The organism is Acinetobacter sp. A22, assembly GCF_030913345.1.
GTDB classification, from domain to species: Bacteria; Pseudomonadota; Gammaproteobacteria; order Pseudomonadales; family Moraxellaceae; genus Acinetobacter; species Acinetobacter junii.
The window spans coordinates 1,406,091-1,428,691 of record NZ_CP133162.1; the positions used below are offsets into that span (position 1 = coordinate 1,406,091).

Consider the following 22,601-nt stretch of genomic DNA (forward strand, 5'->3'; position numbering starts at 1 on the left):
ACCAATTATTTTCAAGGGATACCTCACGCATGGCACTTTTGCAAATTGCTGAACCTGGTCAATCTACTGCGCCGCACGAACATCGAATTGCGATCGGTATAGACTTAGGAACAACCCACTCTTTAGTGGCGACAGTGCTATCGGGAAAACCGAAAGTTCTACAAGACGATAAAGACCGAGTTTTACTCCCTTCTATCGTTCATTATGCAAAGGATACAACTACATTCGGCTATGAAGCTAAGCCGTACATGTTAACTGATCCTAAAAATACAATTGTTTCTGTTAAGCGTTTCATGGGACGTTCTCAAGCAGATATTAAATTCCAACATCCTTATGTACTTGTTGGTGCTGAAAATGAAATGCCAGCATTTGAAACTGCTGCAGGTCGAAAAACACCTGTTGAGATTTCTGCTGAAATTTTAAAAGAATTAAAAGAACGTGCAGAAGCAAGCTTAAAAAATCCAGTTAATGGTGCAGTTATTACCGTTCCTGCATATTTTGATGAAGCACAACGTCAAGCGACTCGTGATGCTGCTCAATTAGCTGGTTTAAATGTACTACGCTTACTCAACGAACCAACGGCTGCTGCTGTTGCTTATGGTTTAGATCAGGATACCAATCTCAGTACAGATCGTAATTATGTAATTTATGATCTAGGTGGTGGTACGTTTGACGTATCTATCTTGCGCTTCTCACAAGGTGTGTTTGAAGTATTAGCCACAGGTGGTCATACTGCATTAGGTGGTGATGACCTCGACCGCTTAATCGTGAAGTGGGCAAAAAAACAGCTTAGCATTGAAACTCTAAGTGATGAAGAGTACGCAGTTTTTGTCGTTGCTGCACGCCAAGCTAAAGAACAACTCACTGATCATGAATCTGCTGAATTAAAATTATTCGATGATCGTCTAGTTTTGGATCGTCCAACATTTGAATCAATCATTCAGGTCGCACTCGATAAAACAATCAGTGTATGTAAACGCGTATTACGCGATGCAAAACTTGAATTAGATGAAATTGAACATGTTGTTTTAGTTGGTGGTTCTACTCGTTCTTATGCAGTACAAAAAGCAGTTCGCGATATATTTAAACGTGAACCTTTATGTACAATTAATCCAGATGAAGTAGTTGCAATTGGTGCATCAATCACAGCAAATCAGCTCATCGGTAACAGCCAAGATGGCTCTTTATTGCTTGATGTTACTCCACTCTCATTAGGTTTAGAAACTATGGGCGGTCTGGTAGAGCGTTTGATTTCGCGCAATACAGCAATTCCTGTAGCTCGCCGTCAAGAATTCACGACTTATCAAGATGGACAAACTGCCATGCTGATTCATGTCGTACAAGGTGAACGAGATTTAGTTGAACATTGTCGTTCACTAGGTCGCTTTGTTTTGCATGGCATTCCACCGATGACAGCTGGTCAAGCGCGTATTGAAGTTACATTCCAAGTTGATGCTGATGGTTTACTAACAGTATCTGCAAAAGAAACAACTTCTGGTGTTCAAGCACAAATTGATATCAAACCTTCTTATGGTTTATCAGCTGCAGATACGGAACGTCTATTAATTGAAGGTTTCCGGCATGCTGAAGAAGATAAACAACTTCGCCATTTGCAAGAAACAAAAGTTGAAGCAGAACGTGAATTAGAAGCTCTAGAACAAGCTTTAAAAGCTGATAAAGATTTACTTTCCCAGCAACAAGCTCGTGATTTAATTCTTGCTGCTGAAGCACTTAAAGCTCGCTTAAAAACTAATGAGTTAGAAGCAATTGAAAATGCTGTTCAACAACTTAAAACTCACAGCGATGCGTTTGCAGCACTTCGTATGAATCGACATATTGACCATGCCTTAAAGGGTACAAAACTCGAAGATTGGTCAAACTCAAACTAAAGGTATAGGTGATCAATATGCCACGTATTAAAGTTCTCCCTCATGCTCAATTCTGTCCTGAAGGTGCAGAATTCGAAGTGGAACAAAATGCAAATTTATGCCAAAGCTTACTTAAGCAAGGCATCAAAATTGAACATGCATGCGATATGTCATGCGCATGTACCACATGTCACGTCATTGTCCGTAAAGGTTTTGACAGCCTCGAAGAAATGAATGACGTGGAAGCCGATTTACTTGACCGTGCATGGGGTTTGGAGCCAGACTCTCGCCTTTCGTGTCAAGTTGAAATTGTTGATGAAGATTTAGAAATTGAAATTCCTAAATACACAATCAACCATGCTTCAGAAAATCACTAAATTTTTCAAAATTAGTGACATAAAAAACTCCTCTAAATGAGGAGTTTTTTATGTGATAGAGTTTTGTAATACAGAAGAAAAAAACAATCTATTGTTTAACCTCATCATCGAGATTTAAACGTGGAATGCCTTGTGCATTAGTAATTTTTTGCTGTGTTTTGATTCTCTGAATCATTTTCTCTAGAATTTCTACCAGCTCAGGGTATTCATAATTTTGTACTTCTTCAAAATTCAGCACCAAATGAAAACCTTTATATTCAAAATCAAACCATTTTTGTGTATCTGATTTTTTGCCTGTGAATTTCTCCATGACTTGCCATGTTTTCACAGGACCTTGAATCCCTTTCAAATAAATCGGCACTTTAGGAACACACAGAAATTCATTTTTAATTAACTGATGTGTATCATCAGCAATCAAAATTTCATCAACTTCAGCAGCTGATTGCAAACGGGCTGCCAGATTTACATCACGACCTACAATCGTATATGCCATACGATGTGAAGCACCATAATTCCCAACGTGACAATATCCTGTACTTATTCCCATGCGAATATGTAATGCTGGATAACCCATTTTTTTCCAGCGCTCACGTAGCAATTTCATCTGTTGGCGCATTGCGATAGCCATTTCAACACAAGACTTCGCATCTTGTTCTACGCCTTGAGAGTTTGGATCACCAAAGAAAATCAGGATCGCATCACCCATAAACTTATCGACGGTTGCTTCATACTGTTTTGCAATTTCCGTCATATGACTTAAATAATCATTTAATAAGAAAGCTAAATCATCTGGAATTAAGCTTTCAGAAAGCTCTGTAAAACCTTGAATATCTGAGAAGAAGATCGTTAATTTTTTACGTTTATATTCAATTTTAGCTTCAGCCTCGCCACGCATAATCGACTGCCACAACTGTAATGGAGCATAACGACTTAGTTGATTTGCAAAGGCAATATAACGAGTCATTTGATTATGATAATGCTGACGTTGCTGACCTAGAATATTCAAACGACGATGTTGATAGTAGTTACCAATCACAATGAACATCATCAATCCAAGTAAACTCACCACTGTAAGTTCAGGATTAGTCGGTTCAAAATATTCTTCCGCACCAAATATAAAAAATGTTGAAAAATAAAAGGTCAGCACACCAATCAAAATAATTAATGATGCTACTGGCAAAGTAATTTTATTGTTTAAACCTACATAAAGTAGTGCAAATAGGATTGTAAATGTAGGTACTAGGCTTAAATGTAATCCAGCTAAAACAATGGCAACGATAACAGCCTCTATGCCAAATAAAACGTTCTTCTCTGTATCACGATCAAATTTGTATTGAAGCCATTTTTCAAGCTTAGGAGACAGTAAAAAGAAAACTAATAAAATTGGAAGAATATAGAGTTGGTGATTAGCGCTAGAAGAAGTAAAAGTATAAATAACCAAAATTAATGACAAAATCGAATATCCCATCAAACGATGGAAATAAGCGAACTGTCTAGGTTCTTTATCGATTAACCTATCTAGTGGCACCCTCTACTCCTTCCTTATCTAAGAAGACCTACAATCCTCTTGACTAAATCAGTCCATGCGCCAATCAAAAGGCATATCACCCTGACCACGTAATGCAAGCATAAGGGTTTGACGCATATGAGCAAGAACATCGCTGCTGTATGGTACAGCTGGAGTACCCCAAACTGGTTTAGGCCACGCAACATCATTTTGATAACGTACAACATGATGAAAATGAAGCTGTGGTACAACATTACCAAGTGCCGCTACATTCATCTTGTCAGCACGGAATACGCGAGAAAGCTGACTAGACAACCAACTCGATTCACGTAAAAATTGTTCCTGATCGGCTTGACTGAGTTCATATAACTCAGTGATTCCAGGAACACGTGGTATAAGAATTAGCCAAGGAAATTGCATATCATTCATTAAACGACATGTTGAAAGCGGAAAGTCGCCTACAAAAAATGTATCTTGAGCAAGTTGTGGATGCAAACTAAACATATCTTTATAAATGATGCAAAATAATAATCGTCAATACTATCACATCAGTTGTGATGTGAATATTATTAGTAACCTGTTTGATTACAAATAACAATGATTTTCCTCAGTTATTGACGCATCATCCGACCAAAAAATGATTCTGTATCGAATGATACTTCTCCCCTCAAATCTGATTTTCTAATTAGCCATTCAACTCACTTAATAACTTGTTTAACAAGGTCACAATAAACTGGATACGCTCTTCGTATTCTGACAAGTGAACTGTCAATTTCAATCGCTGACCACCTTCCATACGATAGTGAGTTGGGTTCTTCTGCATCAACTGAATGATACTGATTGCTTGTACAGGTGTATCAGGAGAAAACTCGATATACCCACCGTTTGTATTCACATCGACTTTTGTAATTCCAAGTTGTTCCGCTTTAAGACGCACTTGATGAACGCTGAACAACTGTTTAACTGCTTGAGGTGGAATACCAAAACGGTCAATCAACTCCATTCGGATATTATCCAGTTTCTCTTGTGTGTCTGTATTACTAATACGCTTGTAGAACAATAAGCGTTGATGAACATCGCCCAAATAATCATCTGGAATCAATGCTGGCATATGTAAGTTAATTTCAGCAGTAAGTGAAAGCGGAGCATCGAAATTAGGAGTTTTACCTTTTTGAATCGCCTTAGTTGCCTTTTCAAGCATCTCCATATACAAGCTGTAGCCAATTGCTTGCATTGAACCACTTTGCTGCTCACCTAAGAGTTCACCAGCACCGCGAATCTCTAAATCTTCTGTCGCCAGCATAAAACCAGCACCAAGTGTTGAAGCTCTTTGAATTGCATCTAAACGTTTTTCAGCGTCACCTTTCAAATGTTTGAGTGATGGCACGAGCAAATAAGCATAGGCTTGGTGATGTGAACGCCCAACACGACCGCGAAGTTGATGCAACTGAGCTAAACCTAGTTTATCGGCACGTTCTATAATGATTGTATTGGCATTCGGTACATCAATACCCGTTTCTATGATCGTAGAGCAAACGAGTACGTTATATTCTTTGTGGTAGAACTGCTGCATGACTTGTTCTAGTTCACGCTCACGCATTTGTCCATGAGCAACTGCTACACGAGCTTCTGGAACCAAAGTTCGAATACTTTCTGCAGCTCGTTCGATTGTATCGACTTCATTATGTAAGAAGTAGACTTGTCCACCACGCAATAATTCACGCAGAATTGCCTCTTTCACAGAGTCATCCGTATGCTCTTGAACAAAAGTTTTTACGGCTAAACGGCGTGCTGGTGGCGTCGCAATAATAGATAAATCACGCATTCCAGAGAATGCCATATTCAAGGTACGAGGAATTGGGGTTGCTGTGAGCGTAAGCATATCCACATCGGCACGAAGTGCTTTGATACGCTCTTTATCACGCACACCAAAGCGATGTTCTTCATCGACGATCATTAAACCTAAATTTTTAAACTGTACATTTTCTTGCAGAATTTTATGGGTTCCGACCACGATATCAACTTTGCCATCAGCCAAATCTTCAATGATTTTTAGATGCGTTTTGTTGCTTCCGAAACGTGATAAAACTTCGATACGAACTGCTGTATCCGCAAAGCGATCTTTGAATGACTCATAATGCTGTTGTGCAAGTAAAGTCGTCGGCACCAAAACTGCGACTTGTTTATTGTTTTGTACTGCTACAAAGGCTGCTCGCATCGCAACTTCAGTTTTTCCAAAACCAACATCACCACAAACCAAACGATCCATAGGTTTCGCAAGTTGCATGTCATGAAGAGTTGATTCAATCGCATTGGCTTGGTCTAGTGTCTCCTCATAAGCGAAGCCACTTGCGAATTGCATATATGCCGTGTGATCTAGCTCAAACGCAAAACCTGGTTTTGATTGTCGACGAGCTTGTATATGCAATAACTCAGCCGCTACATCATGAATTTGCTCTAAGGCTTTGCGCTTAGCTTTACTCCATGTATCTGTACCCAACTTGTGCAAAGGCGCAAGATCAGGATCTCCACCACTATAGCGACTGATCAAATGCAAATTGGTGACAGGAACATAGACCTTAGCCCCATCAGCATAATCAAGTTGTAAAAACTCATGATCTTGCTGATCAATCTCTAAGGTAACTAATCCCGCATAACGTCCAACACCATGATCAATATGTACGACAGGCGCACCTATACTCAGTTCGGTTAGACTCCGAATTAAAAACTCTTCGGAGACTTCTTGCTGGCGTTTTCGTCTACGTTGAACAACTCTGTGTTCGTAAAGTTGATTTTCAGATATAACTGATAATTGATCTGTGAGAAGTAAACCACGGTCTAAAGGAGCACTGGTAATCGCAACTTTTAGCTTATCCTTTTGGAATTGAGCAAAGCTATCGACTGTTTGAATTTCTCCTAAAACTGAGCGCAGCGCATCTTTTAAAGTTTCGCGTCGTCCTGCACTTTCAGCGACTAAAAGCACAGGAAATTCAATTTGATCGATATAATTTTTAACAGCTTGAAAAGGCTGCTCTTTTTTAGGATCTACAGCGAGTTTTGGAGGTTGCTCTGCTGATAAATTTAGAACACCAGCTTTCTCGTCGAAAGTATCTGCCGAAGCAAGAATTCTTGGAAATTGATTTAATGCCTGTAAAACATGATTAGGCATTAAAAATAGATCTTCAGGAGGAAGGATCGGTTGATCAATATTGTGACGACGATCTTCGTAACGACGAACGACTTCCTTCCAAAAACTAATTAATTCATCTTCAACTTCATTATTTGTAATTACAACGCAATTCTTTGGTAAGTATGTCGTTAACATACTTTGCGCTTCCATTAACTTTTTATCAAAAAATAAAGGAAAATAAAACTCTAACCCTGGTGTTGCTATACCTTCGAGTACATCTTGATAGATAGGATTTTTCTTGGGATTTGCGGTAGGGAAACTTTCCGCATAGCGATCTCGGAATGTTGATCTACCTTCTTTGAGAGGAAACTCTTTAGCAGGTAATACAGTAAAATTTTTTAATGATTCAGTTGTTCTTTGCGTTTCAGGATCGAAGAACTTCAGGCTTTCAATTTCATCATCAAATAAGTCGATACGAATAGGTTGATCTTGTCCTGATGCATATATGTCCATAATGCTGCCACGAACTGCAAACTCACCATGATCATAAACAGTATCAACTAAGCGATAACCAGCTTGGACTAATTGTTTTTTCTGTGCTTCTAAATCAAGTTTTTGACCAACTTTAATATCAAAATGCTCACCAACAACCCATGAGTAAGGTGCAACACGTTGAGCCAAAGTACTAGCAGAAATTAATAAAATCCCCTTTTGTGGCATATTAGATAAAATAGCCAAACGCTCGGAGACAATATCTTGGTGCGGAGATAAGCGATCATATGGCAATATTTCCCAGTCAGGAAAGATTGTTGGTTTTATGCCATAAAATTCAAGCTCACTTTCAAGCTGTGCAAGATGTTGATTATTTCGTGCAACAATTACATATAAATTAGAATTCTGAGTGGCAATTTCTTTGAATAGTAGTGCAGCAGATGACCCAAGTAGCGAACCAATCCAGCGTTTTTCGCCAGCTTTGAATTGTTGTAAGTTTAATTGAGAGATTTCTTGTTGAAACATAGAGAAAATCGTGCAATTTAAAGGACAATTGGCTTAGTTTAGCATGATGTTTTTTAGATAAATAAGAAATTCTATATTTGATAATTATCATTGAATTTTACTTAGGCTATTTTTGAAGATTAATAAAAAGATCGCATTTTGATAGTTCAATTTTAAAATCTAAATTTATAATCCAAGCTTTATGCTCACTAAATTGAATCTCTTTGCATAAAAAAAGCACTCTTCAACTCACTCAGAAAAGTGCTTTTTATAAACTCATTTACTTTTAAGATGCAAATTTTGCATTTGGAAAGAAACGGTTTTCAATCGTGTCATAACACCATTGGAAAATGAATGTATAAACCAGAATACACATGGTCAAACCAAAATCTAGAATCAATGCTTCGATAAATGACATATTCATCATATAAGCAATAATTGGAATAGTTGCGAGCATCAAACCGCCCTCAAACCCAATAGCATGCATAATACGAACAGGTATCGTTCTTTCCCACTGATATTTAAACTCAACTTTCTCGAAATAGTGATTAAAGATCATATTCCAGATCACTGAAATAACAGCCATGATCACACCTAAAACACCTGTGACTTCAAGTGGCATACTAAAAATAAAACTTAACGCGATAGCGATGATGACCAATAAAATCACTTCATAACTGATCGCATGAATGAGCCTTCTTTTGGAAATCAACATTTTTAAAACACTCTTTTGTTTGGATATGGCTCATTTTATTTTTATAATTTTGATCAATCCAATCAGATTCTTTCAGTTTTATTGACAGATGAATATAAATCAAGAACAACTACTCATGTTCCAAACCGTCATGGAAACAGGTTCATTCTCAGCAGCAGCACGAAAGTTAGGTAAAGTCCCTTCTGCGGTAAGCATGTCAATTGCAAACTTAGAAATTGATTTAAACCTCAATTTATTTGACCGTATCGGACGTGAACCTATTCCTACTGATGCGGCAAAAGTGCTGTATGAAAAAACTCAATTGCTTTTGATTGAAATGAATCAATGGAAGCAGCATGCGCACGCGTTGAGTAACGGTCTGGAATCCACATTAAATATTGTCGTGGTATCAGAACTATTGCACACCAATTGGACAGATTACATCACATTGCTCGAACAAAACTTTCCGAGTTTAGCTATCAATATCGTCTCTGCTCCACAGGAAGATGCTTTACAAATGTTGCTCGATCAATCTGCTCAGCTGGCTTTAATGTTTGAACGTGAACAATTGGATAGCCGCGAACAATTTGTTGAGTTAAAAAGAGAAGCTTTAATTCCTGTCATCTCAATAAATCATCCCATCGCACAGTTGAATAAAGTTTCATTTGAGCAAATGGTGCAAACACGCCAAATTGTTGTCGCAAGTCGGGACAATACCATCAAGCCAGAACTCCTATTTTCTAAAGAGTACTGGCGTACTGATAACCATCATTCAGCATGCATGATGATTGTGAGAAATCTGGGTTGGGGTGTATTGCCATTAGAAATGTTCAATGAGAACCCAGAACTGAAGAAAAAATTAAAGGTTTTAGAGATCTACGACTTCACACCTAAATTTGAATATTATGTTGATTTGGTATGGAGCAGAGAAAGTAATTTAGGAGCTGCTGCCCAATTTTTAATTGAGCACATACGTAAACAACGTAAAGATCAAATATAAAATAGTAATTCGCTATTTAAATCCAGTGAACGGTGCTTTGCTTTCTTTTAGTTTGTGCTATAAAGAAGTTACCTATAATTTTGTTTATTAAGAACGTTATATCAATGACTCAAAATGCATTAGTCCAATTAAAGAATTTAACAACCGTTGTAGCTGATAGTAGTGATTTAGAAGCAATTGAAAAATTCCGTCCTCTTGATGCAACAACAAATCCATCATTGATTACTGCTGCAGCAGAACAGCCTGAAAGCAAAGAACTAATCGAAGATGCTTATTATCAAGCAAAAGAAGAAGGCTATCAAAGTGATGCATTAATTGAGCGTACGATTGATATTTTGACCGTCAAATTTGGTGTTGAAATTTTAAAATTGATTGATGGTCGTGTTTCAACTGAAGTGGATGCATCTCTTTCTTATGATACTGAAGCAACGATTGCTAAGGCGCGTGAACTTTCACAACTATATAAAGGATATGGTATAGATCAATCACGTATCTTGATCAAGATTGCATCGACATGGGAAGGTATTCAAGCTGCAAAAGTTTTAGAAGCTGAAGGTATTCCATGTAATCTCACCTTACTGTTTGGTTTGCATCAAGCTCAGGCATGCGCAGATGCGAAAATTACGCTGATCTCTCCGTTTGTTGGTCGTATCCTAGACTGGTATAAAAAAGCTGAAGGTGTAGACCAATACCCGATTGAAAAAGATCCAGGGGTATTATCAGTGAAAAAGATTTATAACTACTACAAGCAACAAGGCATTCCAACTCAAGTGATGGGTGCAAGTTTCCGCAGTACAGCACAAGTACTTGGTTTAGCAGGTTGTGATTTACTAACGATTGCTCCAAATCTTTTGGCTCAACTAGAGCAAGACCAGCAAATTGTTGAACCACAATTAAGCGAAGCAACAGCAAAACTAGCTGAGAAAATCGAGCGTAATACACAAACCAAAGAAAGCTTTAAGACTGAATTAGAGCAAGATTTGATGGCGTTTCAATTACTACAAGGCGGTATTGATGGCTTTATCAAAGCACGTGATCAGTTAAGTTTACTACTACGTCAGTCTTTTGGTATTGATGCTGAAATCAAAGCTTAATTAGTCGATTTTTCACCTATAAAAACTGATTTTTGTTATATTAACGAAAATCAGTTTTTTTATGAGTTCATCGTGTTTGGTATAACAGATTTAACCACTTATATTATTGGTACAATCTTAATTGTGTTATTACCTGGTCCGAACTCTTTATACGTAATGTCTGTTGCTTCTCGCTATGGTATTCGAACTGGTTATTTAGCTGCATGTGGCGTTTTTACAGGTGATTTCGTATTAATTCTTTGTACGGTACTTGGCGCAGCATCTTTACTTAAAGCATTTCCAATCCTATTTATTATTTTGAAATTAACAGGTGCATGTTATCTCGCATACTTAGGTTTTAAATTACTACAAGGTGCTTATCAAACTTGGAAAAAACCACCAATCAATGCTGAACTGGCTGATTTACCTCAACTTGATAAGGTACATCCCTATCGTACTGCATTGAGCATTAGCCTCCTCAATCCTAAAGCCATCCTTTTTTTCTTATCTTTTTTCGTGCAATTTGTAGAACCCAATTATGCATATCCTGCATTAAGTTTTTTGATCTTAGCGATCATTTTGCAAATCATTAGTTTTAGTTATTTAACAGCACTCATTTTTTCAGGTGTAAAATTGGCAGGCTTTTTTAAAGATAATTATAAACTAGCGGCAAGCGGGATATTTATTGTCGGCATTTTATTCTTTGGTTTCGGTTTGCGTTTGGCTACTTCTACTATTTCTTAATACATATTTGAACAACTAATCAATTTATTCAATCATCTTTTAGCTACGATTTAGAGAACATTAACGCTATACTTTTCAATAAATTTTAATCAATTAAAGATGCATAGATGCAACGTGTAATCCAAGATTTTTCTATCCCAGCCGTTTTTGCGGGTTTTATTACCTTTCTGATTGGTATCAGTGTATCTGCAATATTAGTTATTCAAGGCGCTCAATCTCTAGGTGCAAATACAGCACAAATTAGCTCTTGGTTCTGGGCACTTGGGCTTGCAATCGGTTTATCTGGATTAATCCTCTCTTGGAAGTATAAATATCCCGTTGCTACTGCATGGTCTACACCCGGCATTGCATTGATTATTGCCTCTACAGGACATTACGATTTATACGAGGCTATTGGTGCGTTTCTTGTCTGTGGGATTGCAATCGCACTTGTTGGATTTTCAGGTATTTTCCAAAAGTTATTAGCACATATTCCTCAAAGTCTAACTTGTGCCATGTTGGCAGGAATTTTATTAAAATTTGGAATTCAGATATTTAGTAGCTTAGAAACTCACCTTGGTTTCATTCTTAGCATGCTCATTATTTATCTGGTTTCAAAACGCTTATTTCCTCGATATAGCATCGTACTTACCGTAATCTTAGGTGCAGCAATTTGCCCACTGTTTATTGATTTTAAACTTCAAGCAATTTCTTGGTCACTCACTCAACCGATTTGGATGCAGCCGTCATTTTCTTGGTCCGCAATTCTTGGTTTAGCATTACCCTTGTTTGTAATTAATATGACTTCACAAAACTTGCCTGGGATTGCGATGATTAAAAGTTATGGTTATCACCCTCATGTCAATCAACTGGTAGGTTGGACAGGTGTTGCCCATACGATTTTTGCACCATTTGGCTGCTTTTCAGTAAATCTTGCTGCGATCAGCGCTGCTGTAAGTTTAGATGACCAAGTTCATCCTGATCCGAGTAAACGTTATATTGCAGGAATCAGTTGCGGTATTTTTTATATTTTAATGGGACTTTTTGCTGCAACTCTCGTCAGTTTACTGATGTCATTTCCGCAGATCTTTATTGTCGCACTCGCAGGTATCGCACTGTTTGCAACAATTAGCCATAATATTGCAGTTGCATTCTCAAATGTAGAAGAACGTGAAGCTGCTTTATTAACTTTTTTGTGCAGTGCTTCAGGTATTCAATTTTGGGGTATAGGTTCAGCATTTTGGGGATTAATTTTAGGTATTTTCATTTTAATTTTGTTTAAATTTAAGTTAAAAAATAAGCCTTAGAATGACTAAGGCTTTATTTCTAGCTAATAAAATAATGAAAACTTACTTTTCATCTAAATCCTTTAAAGTCTCTTCGTCATTTAAAATTCGAGCAGCTTTTTTAGGTTGAATCAATGGAGCTGTTGGTCTTGGATGGCGATGTGAATATTGTAATCCTACGCCTGCATACACATCATCTGCCGCGATTTCAGTTTCAAAACGCTCTTCATCACGTTCACGTATTTCATGCGTAATGCGTTTTACTTCTTCCTGTTCAACGCCCAACTGCTGCAAAATAACGCCACCAAATTTGATTGCAGATTCAAAAGTTTCACGAATCATATAATCAACATTATGTTTCACCAAATGTAATGAATGCTCTCGGTCATAAGAACGGACTAAAAGCTTAGCAAGAGGAAACTGGTGCTTCACCAGTTCTACAATTTTGTTGGTGGTTTCTTTACTATCCACACAGACCACAACCGCTTGCGCTGTTGCGGCTCCAGATGCATGTAAAATATCGAGTCGTGATCCATCACCATAATAGATTTTGAAGCCAAACTTTTCTGCATTTTGAATCATGTCAATATCAGTATCGATAATCGTGACATCAACACCTCTGGCTAATAACAATTGACTGGTAACCTGACCGAATCGACCGAATCCAATCATCAAAACACTTCCTGTTAATCCATCAGCAATACTTACATTTTCAAGAGATAGCTTTTGTTTCGATACGGTGTAGCGTTTAAAAATAATCCCAAGAATTGGCGTTAGCACCATAGATAAAACGACGATAGCCGTAAGATTTGATTTAACAGTATTATCGATGACTTGCGCACTTACTGCGGCTGCGAATAAGACAAATGCAAACTCACCACCTTGAGCCATGAGTAAAGCCCGATCTAAAGCTTCGGTATGCGAACTTTTAGTTACGCGAGCAACAATATAAATCATCAATGCCTTTGCAAACATCATTGCAATCACACCACTGACGATCAATTGCCAATTCTGTTTCACTACGGATAGGTCTAGAGACATCCCTACACCTAAGAAAAACAGCCCAAGTAAAATCCCTCTAAATGGTTCGATATCTGCTTCAATTTGATGTCTAAATGTGGATTCAGATAATAAGACCCCTGCGAGAAAAGCTCCCATTGCCATCGATAAACCACTAACTTGCATTAACAGTGCTGCACCTAACACAACGAGTAATGCAGCAGCCGTCATCACTTCTCTAGCCTTAGCTGCCGCTAATAATCTAAACAATGGATTCAGTAACCAATATCCCGCTGCAATCAAACCTGCAATTGCAATTAATCCAAGACCGATGCTTTCTAAACGAGTTGAGGTACTTTCCACGACGTGGTTCGGTGCCATGAAGGCTACAATGGCAAGTAAAGGTACGATCAGCAAATCTTCAAACAATAAAATTGAGACAATTTTTTGCCCATGAGGTTGAGTAATGTCTCCTCGATCACCAAGCAGTTGCATTACGATGGCTGTTGAAGTCAATACAAAACCAGCCGCACCAATAAAAGCAACTTGCCATGTGAATCCAAATAATAGCCCAACACCTGTTAACGCCAAAGCACAGACGATTATTTGTAAGGTGCCTAATCCAAAGATTTGCCGTCTTAAACTCCATAGATGTGATGGTTGCATTTCTAAACCGATCACGAATAAATACATGACGATTCCAAGTTCGGCTACATGCAGAATTGCGGCAGAATCATGAAAAAAGGCAAACCCAAATGGACCAATTACCAAGCCAGCAATCAAATATCCTAAGACCGAACCTAATCCTATACGTTTAAAGATTGGTACCGCGATTACGGCTGCCGCCAGTAAAACTACTGGTGCAATTAAACTCATCGAATGTGCCTCTGAACTCATATCGTTCTCATTTTTATCAATTCTCGATTATTCTATGTGAATCTATTCGAGACTTATACAACATTGGTGGGATGATCTTTCCTAATGTTCTGAATTTTGATACTTAAATATAAAAAAATCGCCATATACGGCGATTTTTACGAAGATAATATTGGCAACAGTCAGCCTTATTTTTACAACTCTCTCACAACAACTGTTTTTGCCATTTTGTCATGCCAACCTTGCTTTTTTGAATCAAATGCAACCCAAATAAGTCCAATAAACAAAACAAGCGTGGCAGGTATGTAGCCGATATAACGGATAATCCCTTGCCCAACAGTGACATGATTTCCAGTTTTTTCATCTAAAACTTTTAAGCGTAATAGACGTTTACCCGGTGTACCTGCAAATTTAACCCAACAAAAAATATAGAACACTGCCATCAAAATTTGCCAAAACCAATCTGATGCTGTAGTCATTTGAAATGAATAGCTCGTTGCTTCCCTACCAAATAAAAGCGTAATTGGTAGCAAAGCAACAACGACAATGATTGAGTCGATAATGGAAGCAACTAAACGAATCCAAAAACCAGCATATTCGTATTTATAAGACATTTACCCCCCTCCTTTTTCTTTGTAAATATTCATAAACATTGAAGAATAATAAACTTCTCTTAATTTTATTTATATTGAATTTTGTTTTAGTTCTCTTTCAAAGAAATCTAAGGTTCGCTGCCAAACGACTTTCGCCTCGGGTAAACCTCGACTCACACTGCGGAAACCATGCGGCATATTATAAGTATAAGCTTCTACACGATCACCTAACTGATTGATGAGTTTGTTACGTTTCGTTGCTGGGCAAAATGGGTCTACAGTTGACCAATGACCTTGTAGAATTCGGATATCATCCAAGGATTCTTTTTTCGGTACACCTGCACCCTGAATACCCAAAGAATGATGATAGACCACAGGTGCAAGCATATCCTCACGTTTTGCCATTTGGATAACGTAACCACCTGTTAAGCATTGACCAAGCATACCAAGTCGACCATTTGAGCGTGGGTCAGCCTTTAATGCATCAAGTAATACATGAATCTCTTGATTAACATCACTATCAGTGGCATTGATACGCCCAGCCTTACTGACCATTGCACGAATACAGTATTTAACTGCACCTCCACTAAATAAATTGGGTACATAAACCAAATAGCCGCGGTCTGCTAAATCTTGAGCATCTTCACGATAGACATCAAGTACGCCAAACAACTCATGTAGCAATAAAATAGCAGGTACTTTTTCTGATTTTTCAGCAGGTGCATAAACTTCTACTTCTATGTCACGTGTGGGTAATGTGATTGTTTTTATTTCCATGTAAATGATCCATCTTGTTTTAAAATTAATCACATACTATTTATGACAATACTAATTGTCAAATAAAAAGGATGCTATAAACACCCTTTCTATGAGATTTCCAATTTCTGTTTTTCAATCATTTAAATAATGCTTAACACTCTATCGAATTTACAGCTAAACCTCCTTTCGAGGTTTCTTTATATTTATCGGACATGTCTTTGCCTGTCTCTTTCATGGTTTGAATGACTTTATCCAAAGAAACATAATGCTCACCATCACCATTGAGCGCCATCTGTGCTGCGTTAATGGCTTTTACAGCAGCAATAGCATTACGTTCGATACATGGAATTTGTACTAAGCCCCCCACAGGATCACAAGTCAGTCCTAGATTATGTTCCAATCCAATTTCGGCAGCATGTTCAACTTGTTCAGGTGTTCCATTTAGAATTTCAGCTAAACCAGCTGAGGCCATTGCACATGCTGAACCGACCTCACCCTGACAGCCAACCTCAGCACCAGAAATAGAAGCATTCAATTTACATAAAATCCCAACTGCTGCGGCACTTAAAAAGAATTTTACAATCGTATCCTCAGATTCATCTTCGGAAAAATTCACGTAATAAGATAAAACTGCGGGGATAATGCCAGCCGCACCATTGGTCGGTGCAGTCACGACTCGACCACCTGCTGCATTTTCCTCATTTACTGCAAGTGCAAATAAATTCACCCATTCCATTGCATTAAAAGTGGTCGCGATCAGATTGCTATGTTCTTTTCTTAATAAACGTTGGTGAATACTTTTCGCGCGACGTTTTACATTTAATCCACCTGCCAAAATGCCATCATGCTGTAAACCACTTTGAATACAAGATTGCATCACATGCCAAATTGCCATGATTTTTTCACGTATCTCAGTTTCAGTTCGCCAGCTTTTTTCATTTTCTAGCATCAAATAACTAATGCTGCACTGATACTTTTTGCAAAGTGCTAAAAGTTCCTTTGCGCTTTGAAATGGATAAGGAATCCGAGTTTTATCTTCAATAAAACTTCCTTGGTCTATATGACTCTCATCTAAGATAAAACCGCCCCCTATCGAATAATAAGTATTGGCATAGACTTCATTGTTTTGCTGATCAAATGCAATAATTTTCATTGCATTCGGGTGATAAGGCAAAGCTTCATCTATAAAGAGGATATCTTGATTCGCATCAAATGGAATGGAGTGAGTCCCTGCAATTTTTAAAATTTTAGAGTTTAAATCGTGTTCTAGAGTTAAATGACTTTCTAAAATATTGATTGTTTCAGGATCATTACCCATTAGCCCCAGTAAAGTTGCTTTGTCTGTAGCATGACCAATTCCTGTTGAAGATAATGAACCGTATAAGTAAATTTTAATCTGTTTGACCTTTTCTAAATCACGGCGTTGTTGCAATACCTCGACAAAACGATATGCTGCTCGCATCGGTGCGACAGTATGTGAACTTGAAGGACAGAGGTGGATCAGGAAATTTGAACAACACTTATAAGTGATATTTTGCTCCCCAAATGATGTTATAAACATCAATATATGGAGTATTTTATGGCACGTAGACCAAGAAGAAATCATTCAAATGATTTTAAAGCTAAGGTAGCACTTGCTGCGATTAAAGCAGAAAAAACACTTGCTGAATTGAGTGCTGAATTTGATGTTCATCAAAACCAAATTATCGACTGGAAAAATCAACTGATTTCAGCTTCCTCGCAAGCTTTCGATCAATCAAAAGCTCCAACAGAACCACCCATCGATCTAAAAAAACTACATGCAAAAATCGGTGAGCAGGCATTAGAAATTGATTTTTTAGAAGGTGTGTTGAAGAAACTGGGCCGCTTCAACCACAAAAGTTAATCGATGACTCACTTCAGATTTCAGTATCTAAGCAAGCTCAGCTGCTGAAAGTCTCCCGTGGTTGTTATTACTATCGCCCAAAACCTGTGAGTGCATCAGATCTGAAGCTGATGCGGTGTATGGATGAGTTACATATGCAATACCCTTTTGCAGGTAGCCGTATGATGCGTGATTTGTTGAATCGTCAAGGACATCATATAGGACGACGTCATACACGTACTTTAATGAAGAAAATGGGCATTAATGCGTTATATTGCAAACCAAATTTAAGCCAGGCTAATCAAGCTCACCGCAAATATCCATATCTGCTCAAAGGATTGGCTATTCAGCGCAGTAATCAAGTGTGGTCTACGGATATAACGTATATCCCTATGGCAAAAGGCTTTGTTTATTTATGTGCTGTGATTGATTGGCATAGCCGCAAGGTACTTGCGCATAGAGTATCGATTAGTATGGAGGTTACATTTTGCATAGAAACATTAAATGAAGCTATTGAAAAATATGGTCGACCTGAAATATTTAATACAGACCAAGGCAGTCAGTTTACCAGTGATGCATTTATTGATGTATTGAAATCAAATGGCATTCAAATCAGTATGGATGGTAAAGGTCGATGGGTTGATAATGTGATGGTTGAACGATTATGGCGGAGCGTTAAATATGAAGAGGTGTATCTCAAAGCCTACAGCAATGTTTTGGATGCGAAGAAGCAATTAAACGCATATTTTGAATTTTATAATTTGAAACGACCTCATTCGAGTCTGGACAAAATGACTCCAGATGAGTTTTACTATGACCAGCTACCACAACAAAATAAGGTAGCTTAACTAGAGCAGAGTATCACTTATAAATAAGCTTTTAGTTGTTCAAACATGTGGGACCACCTCTAACCTACACCGATTTTAAAAAGATCAAATACACTCAAAGCCATGTGTGATTATTCCTATAATGCTCCCATTTCTATTTTTTATAATTTTTTAATTGAGGGAAATTCTATAAATGATAAAAACAATAACCACAACCGTAAACGATTGTGGTTAAAGGTAAAACTTACTTTAGATTAAATACTGAGTAAAGAATTTAGTGTTTCAGAAACATTCTTAGATTTAACTTTCGGCTGCATTGCTTTAAGTGCTTGCTGTACCTGAGAACGCTGAGGTTCGGCTAAGGTGTACCAACGTGACAACACTTGTAATAAACGAGAACCTAAAATTGGATTTTTCTCATCTAGATAAGTCGCAAGATTAATGAAATGTTCAACGCCAAAACTCCATGTATTCACGGGACTATTAGATAATCCACCACTCACAGAGCGAATACGATTCGGTGTAGCTAGATCATAATCAGGATGCTTAGTGAGGTATTCTATGGTTTCTGCAGTCGCATTAGGGTTAGATGACTGAATCGTAAACCATTGATCTAAAGATAAAGCTTCATCTTTGAAACGATTATAGAAATCATCCAATACCGACTGGGCTTGAGGTGCATCATTCCAAACAAGAACCCGCAAAGCACCTAAACGCTCAGACATATTTCCTGTTTGCTGATACTGCTGATAAGCCAAATCGAAAGCAGATTCATCACCTTGACGTGCCAACATATTTAACATGATGTTTTTCAGTGCACGTACACCCATTGCCAAAGAAAATTCTTTCTGCAAGTCAGGATCAAGCGCTAAATAGGTTTCTTTCCAGAATGAACCAAGTTCACGCGCCAAACGATTTATAACTGCTTCACGTTTTTCACGTACTAATTCTGGTTCATAATCTTGATCGATACGGCTACCTAAATAACTTTCACTTGGAACGTCAAACAACCGTGATGCTAGTAAAGGATCTTTATTGACCAAATCAGGCAGCGTATTTTTAATTGCTTGGATGTAGGTATCTGCTTGATGATCTTCTAACAAAATACGTTCTAGCAACGTTTGTGTCGCTTGCCATTGGTTAAAACCATTGATTTCATGTTGAATCAAGAAAGCTAGATCATCATTTGAATAATCAAAGCTTAAATTCACTGGTGCAGAGAAATTGCGTAGTAATGAAGCGATTGGTTGTTCGGTCACATCTGTGAATTCAATAGTAGCTTCATCTTGATCAAATAGGTAAACGCCATCTTTTACATCATTTACAAACAGATCAGCACTATGCAAAGTGTACTGCTCACCTGTTTTTGCATTGAACAATGCTAAAGCAACTGGGATTGGCACAGCTTTCAAGTTTGGATATTTAGGGTGTGCTTTTAGACTTTGTTTCAAGTTCAAATGATAGGTCTTTGCAGCCACATCGTATTCACCTTTTGCTTCTAGCTTAGGTGTACCTGGTTGGTTATACCACGTAAGGAAATTTGATAAATCTACACCTGAGCCTGCACTGAGTGCCGCAACCCAATCTTCAACAGTAACCGCTTGACCATCATGACGAAGGAAATATTCATCTGTGCCTTTACGATATTTTTCTTTACCTAAAAGTGTTGCCATCATGCGGTTAATTTCCGCACCTTTTTCATAAACTGTCGCTGTGTAGAAATTATTGATTTCCACAAAATGATCTGGACGAGGAGGATGAGATAAAGGACCTGCATCTTCAGGGAATTGATGTGCTTTTAATACAGCAACATCATCGATACGCTGTACTGCTGCCGACTGTAAATCCTCAGAGAAAGACTGATCTCTAAATACAGTTAAGCCTTCTTTTAAGCAAAGCTGAAACCAATCACGACAAGTAATACGGTTACCAGTCCAGTTATGGAAATATTCATGTGCAATCACCGATTGAACACGCATGATTGCTGCATCAGTCGTAAATTCTTCATCAGCGAGTACACAAGAGGTATTAAAGATATTTAAGCCTTTATTCTCCATCGCACCCATATTGAATTGGCTGACTGCCACAATCATATAGTTGTCTAGATCATAAGGACGACCATAATGTTCCTCATCCCAACGCATCGAATGCTTTAATGCTTCCATCGCAATATGACATTTTGGAATATCTTTCTCGATCGCGTAAATTTCTAAGGCAACATCACGACCTTCAGAAGTTGTATAACGATCTCTCAATACCGCTAAATCTCCAATCACACAGGCGAATAAGTAACTTGGTTTCTTGGTTGGATCTTGCCAAATTGCAAAATGACGATCTTCACCTGCCTCACCCGTTTCCAGTAAGTTACCGTTTGCCAATAGCACAGGATATTTTTTGTCTGCTTCTACACGCGTTGTGAAGACAGACAATACATCAGGACGATCTGGATAAAAGGTAATTTTGCGGAAACCTTCAGGTTCATTTTGGGTAACGAATAAATCACCCGCCTTATATAAACCTTCCAGTTGGGTATTAGACTCTGGATGAATGATTACCTGAGTTTGAATAATGACCTCATCTGGTGCATCGGTGATCGTTAATTGCTCTGTATCTAACTCATATTGATCGGCAGTTAATAATTCACCGTTGAGTCGAATGGATTTAAGTTCTAAATCGCGTCCTAATAAAACTAAAGCACCTGTCGCTTGTCTCTTCATCACTAATGTTGAATCAACAATCGTATGATCATCATAGACTTGTATATCTAAGTTGATTGATTCAACTAAAAAAGATGGTTTTTGATAGTCTTTCAAATAAATGGTTTGATCTGCTTGTACAGGAGGTTGCGCCGCAATATTCATCAGTAATCCTTAATCTTTCATCATGTCGTTAGATGGTCTTGTTGGCAAGACTTCTTGATTTGCAAATCATACGCCAACTTATAAATCCTGTCTTTAGAACCACAGTATCACTTTGATTAGTTTTATTGGGTTTGTATAAACGAATTTCAAATTTAAACGTTGAATCAACTTATCGTTTAGACAAAATTACAACACTGTTTTCCATTCTTAAATCAAAAATACAAAAGCAAATGTCACTCATCGACTAACTTACATTTTTTCGCCGTGTTTAACATTTTGTGCACGGTTATTGCTTAATCATATATGCCAAAGTAGGTATGTAAAAATAACAAGTGAGGGTTTTATTATGGAATTAAAAGCGCATCTATATCGTTTAGAAAACATTAAAGCAATTCACGATCTCGCAACGGCTGGAATTGATCATCAAGTTATTTCAGTCTTTTTATCAGCAGAAGGCATTTGTATTACACCAATTGAAGTAACAAATATTGTGAATATTTACGATGCCTTAGGTAAAGAAAAAGTCCCAACCAAAAAGGTACAAGCCTTACTCGCTGCTAAAAAAATCTGTCAGGAGGACGAAAATTTACCATGCCCTGTTTAATTAAATTCAACCCAACAAAAAACCTCGAATTAATCGAGGTTTTTTTATTCATTTAGAAGTTATGGATTAGCACTATCCGTTCTTAGCCAAACAACCGTTCTCCCAAGTGCAGAAACACCCATATAACCACGCATACGAAGACGCTTTCCTTCGCCAGTCACAACCCCCTTGCCTTTATAGATGCGACCCGACGTCGGTTCCAACACACGACCATCAATATATGAGTCAGGTTTATTTGGATCTTCTCTAAATCCTGAAAGAATTTGCAGTCCCAATATCGGCTTATTGGTAAAAGGTGCAGGACATTTTGAACAGTTTGTTAAGGCAATACCATGTGAATTTGGATAACGATAGACAATTTTCCCGTGATAACGCCCATCATTTCCTTTACGGATCTCAACAATTGAAAGCTGCTCACCTGTACGCTCTTCTATACTTTTCCAGTAACCTTCGATAGACGCAGAAAAACCTAACGCACTCACAAACGATAAACTTAGCCCCATGATTCCTTTCATGAGCATTTGATTCAACATATTAACCCCGTCATTTTAAAAAACTAAATTA

Annotated in this window: 18 protein-coding genes; 8 read left to right on the forward strand and 10 right to left on the reverse strand. The window is 37.8% G+C overall.

Annotated features, from left to right (window positions below; genetic code table 11):
• The first annotated feature begins 29 nt into the window (after positions 1–29).
• Positions 30–1,889: a Fe-S protein assembly chaperone HscA gene (hscA, locus tag Q9Q86_RS07035; protein WP_112987088.1), complete on the forward strand. Its 1,860-nt coding sequence runs from the start codon at positions 30–32 to the stop codon at positions 1,887–1,889.
• A 17-nt stretch (positions 1,890–1,906) separates the two neighbouring features.
• Positions 1,907–2,245 carry an ISC system 2Fe-2S type ferredoxin gene (gene fdx, locus Q9Q86_RS07040; RefSeq protein WP_038345517.1) on the forward strand — a complete coding sequence of 113 codons (339 nt, stop codon included), beginning with the start codon at positions 1,907–1,909 and terminating at the stop codon, positions 2,243–2,245.
• Between the two features lie 88 nt (positions 2,246–2,333).
• On the opposite strand, the gene Q9Q86_RS07045 is transcribed toward fdx, so the two are convergent.
• From Q9Q86_RS07045 to aceI, 4 genes are all read right to left on the reverse strand, one after another.
• A complete protein-coding gene (locus Q9Q86_RS07045; RefSeq protein WP_004954970.1) occupies positions 2,334–3,773 on the reverse strand; it encodes an adenylate/guanylate cyclase domain-containing protein in 1,440 nt (479 codons plus the stop codon).
• Positions 3,774–3,821: 48 nt separating this feature from the next.
• Positions 3,822–4,256, reverse strand: a complete 435-nt coding sequence (locus tag Q9Q86_RS07050) for an HIT domain-containing protein (RefSeq protein WP_004912054.1) — start codon at positions 4,254–4,256, stop codon at positions 3,822–3,824.
• 181 nt (positions 4,257–4,437) lie between these two features.
• Positions 4,438–7,899: a transcription-repair coupling factor gene (mfd, locus tag Q9Q86_RS07055; protein ID WP_112987089.1), complete on the reverse strand. Its 3,462-nt coding sequence runs from the start codon at positions 7,897–7,899 to the stop codon at positions 4,438–4,440.
• 265 nt (positions 7,900–8,164) lie between these two features.
• On the reverse strand, positions 8,165–8,593 hold the full coding sequence (aceI, locus tag Q9Q86_RS07060) for a chlorhexidine efflux PACE transporter AceI (protein WP_112987090.1): 429 nt from the start codon (positions 8,591–8,593) through the stop codon (positions 8,165–8,167).
• Positions 8,594–8,681: 88 nt separating this feature from the next.
• Here aceI and Q9Q86_RS07065 point away from each other — a divergent pair, with 88 nt between their 5' ends.
• From Q9Q86_RS07065 to Q9Q86_RS07080, 4 genes are all read left to right on the forward strand, one after another.
• Positions 8,682–9,572, forward strand: coding sequence for a LysR family transcriptional regulator (locus Q9Q86_RS07065; protein WP_099948839.1), 891 nt, complete (start codon positions 8,682–8,684; stop codon positions 9,570–9,572).
• A 104-nt stretch (positions 9,573–9,676) separates the two neighbouring features.
• On the forward strand, positions 9,677–10,666 hold the full coding sequence (tal, locus tag Q9Q86_RS07070) for a transaldolase (protein ID WP_112987091.1): 990 nt from the start codon (positions 9,677–9,679) through the stop codon (positions 10,664–10,666).
• A 72-nt stretch (positions 10,667–10,738) separates the two neighbouring features.
• Complete coding sequence (leuE, locus tag Q9Q86_RS07075) at positions 10,739–11,389, forward strand: leucine efflux protein LeuE (RefSeq protein WP_005402397.1); 651 nt, start codon at positions 10,739–10,741, stop codon at positions 11,387–11,389.
• A gap of 107 nt (positions 11,390–11,496) precedes the next feature.
• Entirely contained in the window at positions 11,497–12,675 is a 1,179-nt protein-coding gene (locus tag Q9Q86_RS07080) for a benzoate/H(+) symporter BenE family transporter (protein WP_112987092.1), read from the forward strand.
• A 42-nt stretch (positions 12,676–12,717) separates the two neighbouring features.
• On the opposite strand, the gene Q9Q86_RS07085 is transcribed toward Q9Q86_RS07080, so the two are convergent.
• From Q9Q86_RS07085 to Q9Q86_RS07100, 4 genes are all read right to left on the reverse strand, one after another.
• Positions 12,718–14,550, reverse strand: coding sequence for a monovalent cation:proton antiporter-2 (CPA2) family protein (locus tag Q9Q86_RS07085; RefSeq protein WP_112987093.1), 1,833 nt, complete (start codon positions 14,548–14,550; stop codon positions 12,718–12,720).
• Positions 14,551–14,723: 173 nt separating this feature from the next.
• Positions 14,724–15,143 carry an RDD family protein gene (locus tag Q9Q86_RS07090; RefSeq protein WP_004954991.1) on the reverse strand — a complete coding sequence of 140 codons (420 nt, stop codon included), beginning with the start codon at positions 15,141–15,143 and terminating at the stop codon, positions 14,724–14,726.
• A 69-nt stretch (positions 15,144–15,212) separates the two neighbouring features.
• Positions 15,213–15,899, reverse strand: a complete 687-nt coding sequence (locus Q9Q86_RS07095; protein ID WP_112987094.1) for a dienelactone hydrolase family protein — start codon at positions 15,897–15,899, stop codon at positions 15,213–15,215.
• 133 nt (positions 15,900–16,032) lie between these two features.
• Complete coding sequence (locus Q9Q86_RS07100) at positions 16,033–17,442, reverse strand: L-serine ammonia-lyase (RefSeq protein ID WP_305155930.1); 1,410 nt, start codon at positions 17,440–17,442, stop codon at positions 16,033–16,035.
• Positions 17,443–17,460: 18 nt separating this feature from the next.
• On the opposite strand from Q9Q86_RS07100, the gene Q9Q86_RS07105 reads away from it, so the two are divergent.
• Positions 17,461–18,593, forward strand: a protein-coding gene (locus Q9Q86_RS07105; protein ID WP_223235881.1) for an IS3 family transposase whose coding sequence is annotated in 2 segments (ribosomal slippage) — positions 17,461–17,713 and positions 17,713–18,593 — 1,134 coding nt in all. Because the reading frame shifts where the segments join, the coding sequence is not laid out codon by codon here.
• 233 nt (positions 18,594–18,826) lie between these two features.
• Here Q9Q86_RS07105 and pepN read toward each other — a convergent pair.
• A complete protein-coding gene (gene pepN, locus Q9Q86_RS07110) occupies positions 18,827–21,433 on the reverse strand; it encodes an aminopeptidase N (RefSeq protein ID WP_112987563.1) in 2,607 nt (868 codons plus the stop codon).
• A 346-nt stretch (positions 21,434–21,779) separates the two neighbouring features.
• Here pepN and Q9Q86_RS07115 point away from each other — a divergent pair, with 346 nt between their 5' ends.
• On the forward strand, positions 21,780–22,037 hold the full coding sequence (locus Q9Q86_RS07115) for a hypothetical protein (protein ID WP_112987564.1): 258 nt from the start codon (positions 21,780–21,782) through the stop codon (positions 22,035–22,037).
• Positions 22,038–22,096: 59 nt separating this feature from the next.
• On the opposite strand, the gene Q9Q86_RS07120 is transcribed toward Q9Q86_RS07115, so the two are convergent.
• Entirely contained in the window at positions 22,097–22,570 is a 474-nt protein-coding gene (locus Q9Q86_RS07120) for a DUF2147 domain-containing protein (RefSeq protein ID WP_004955003.1), read from the reverse strand.
• Between the last annotated feature and the right edge of the window lie 31 nt (positions 22,571–22,601).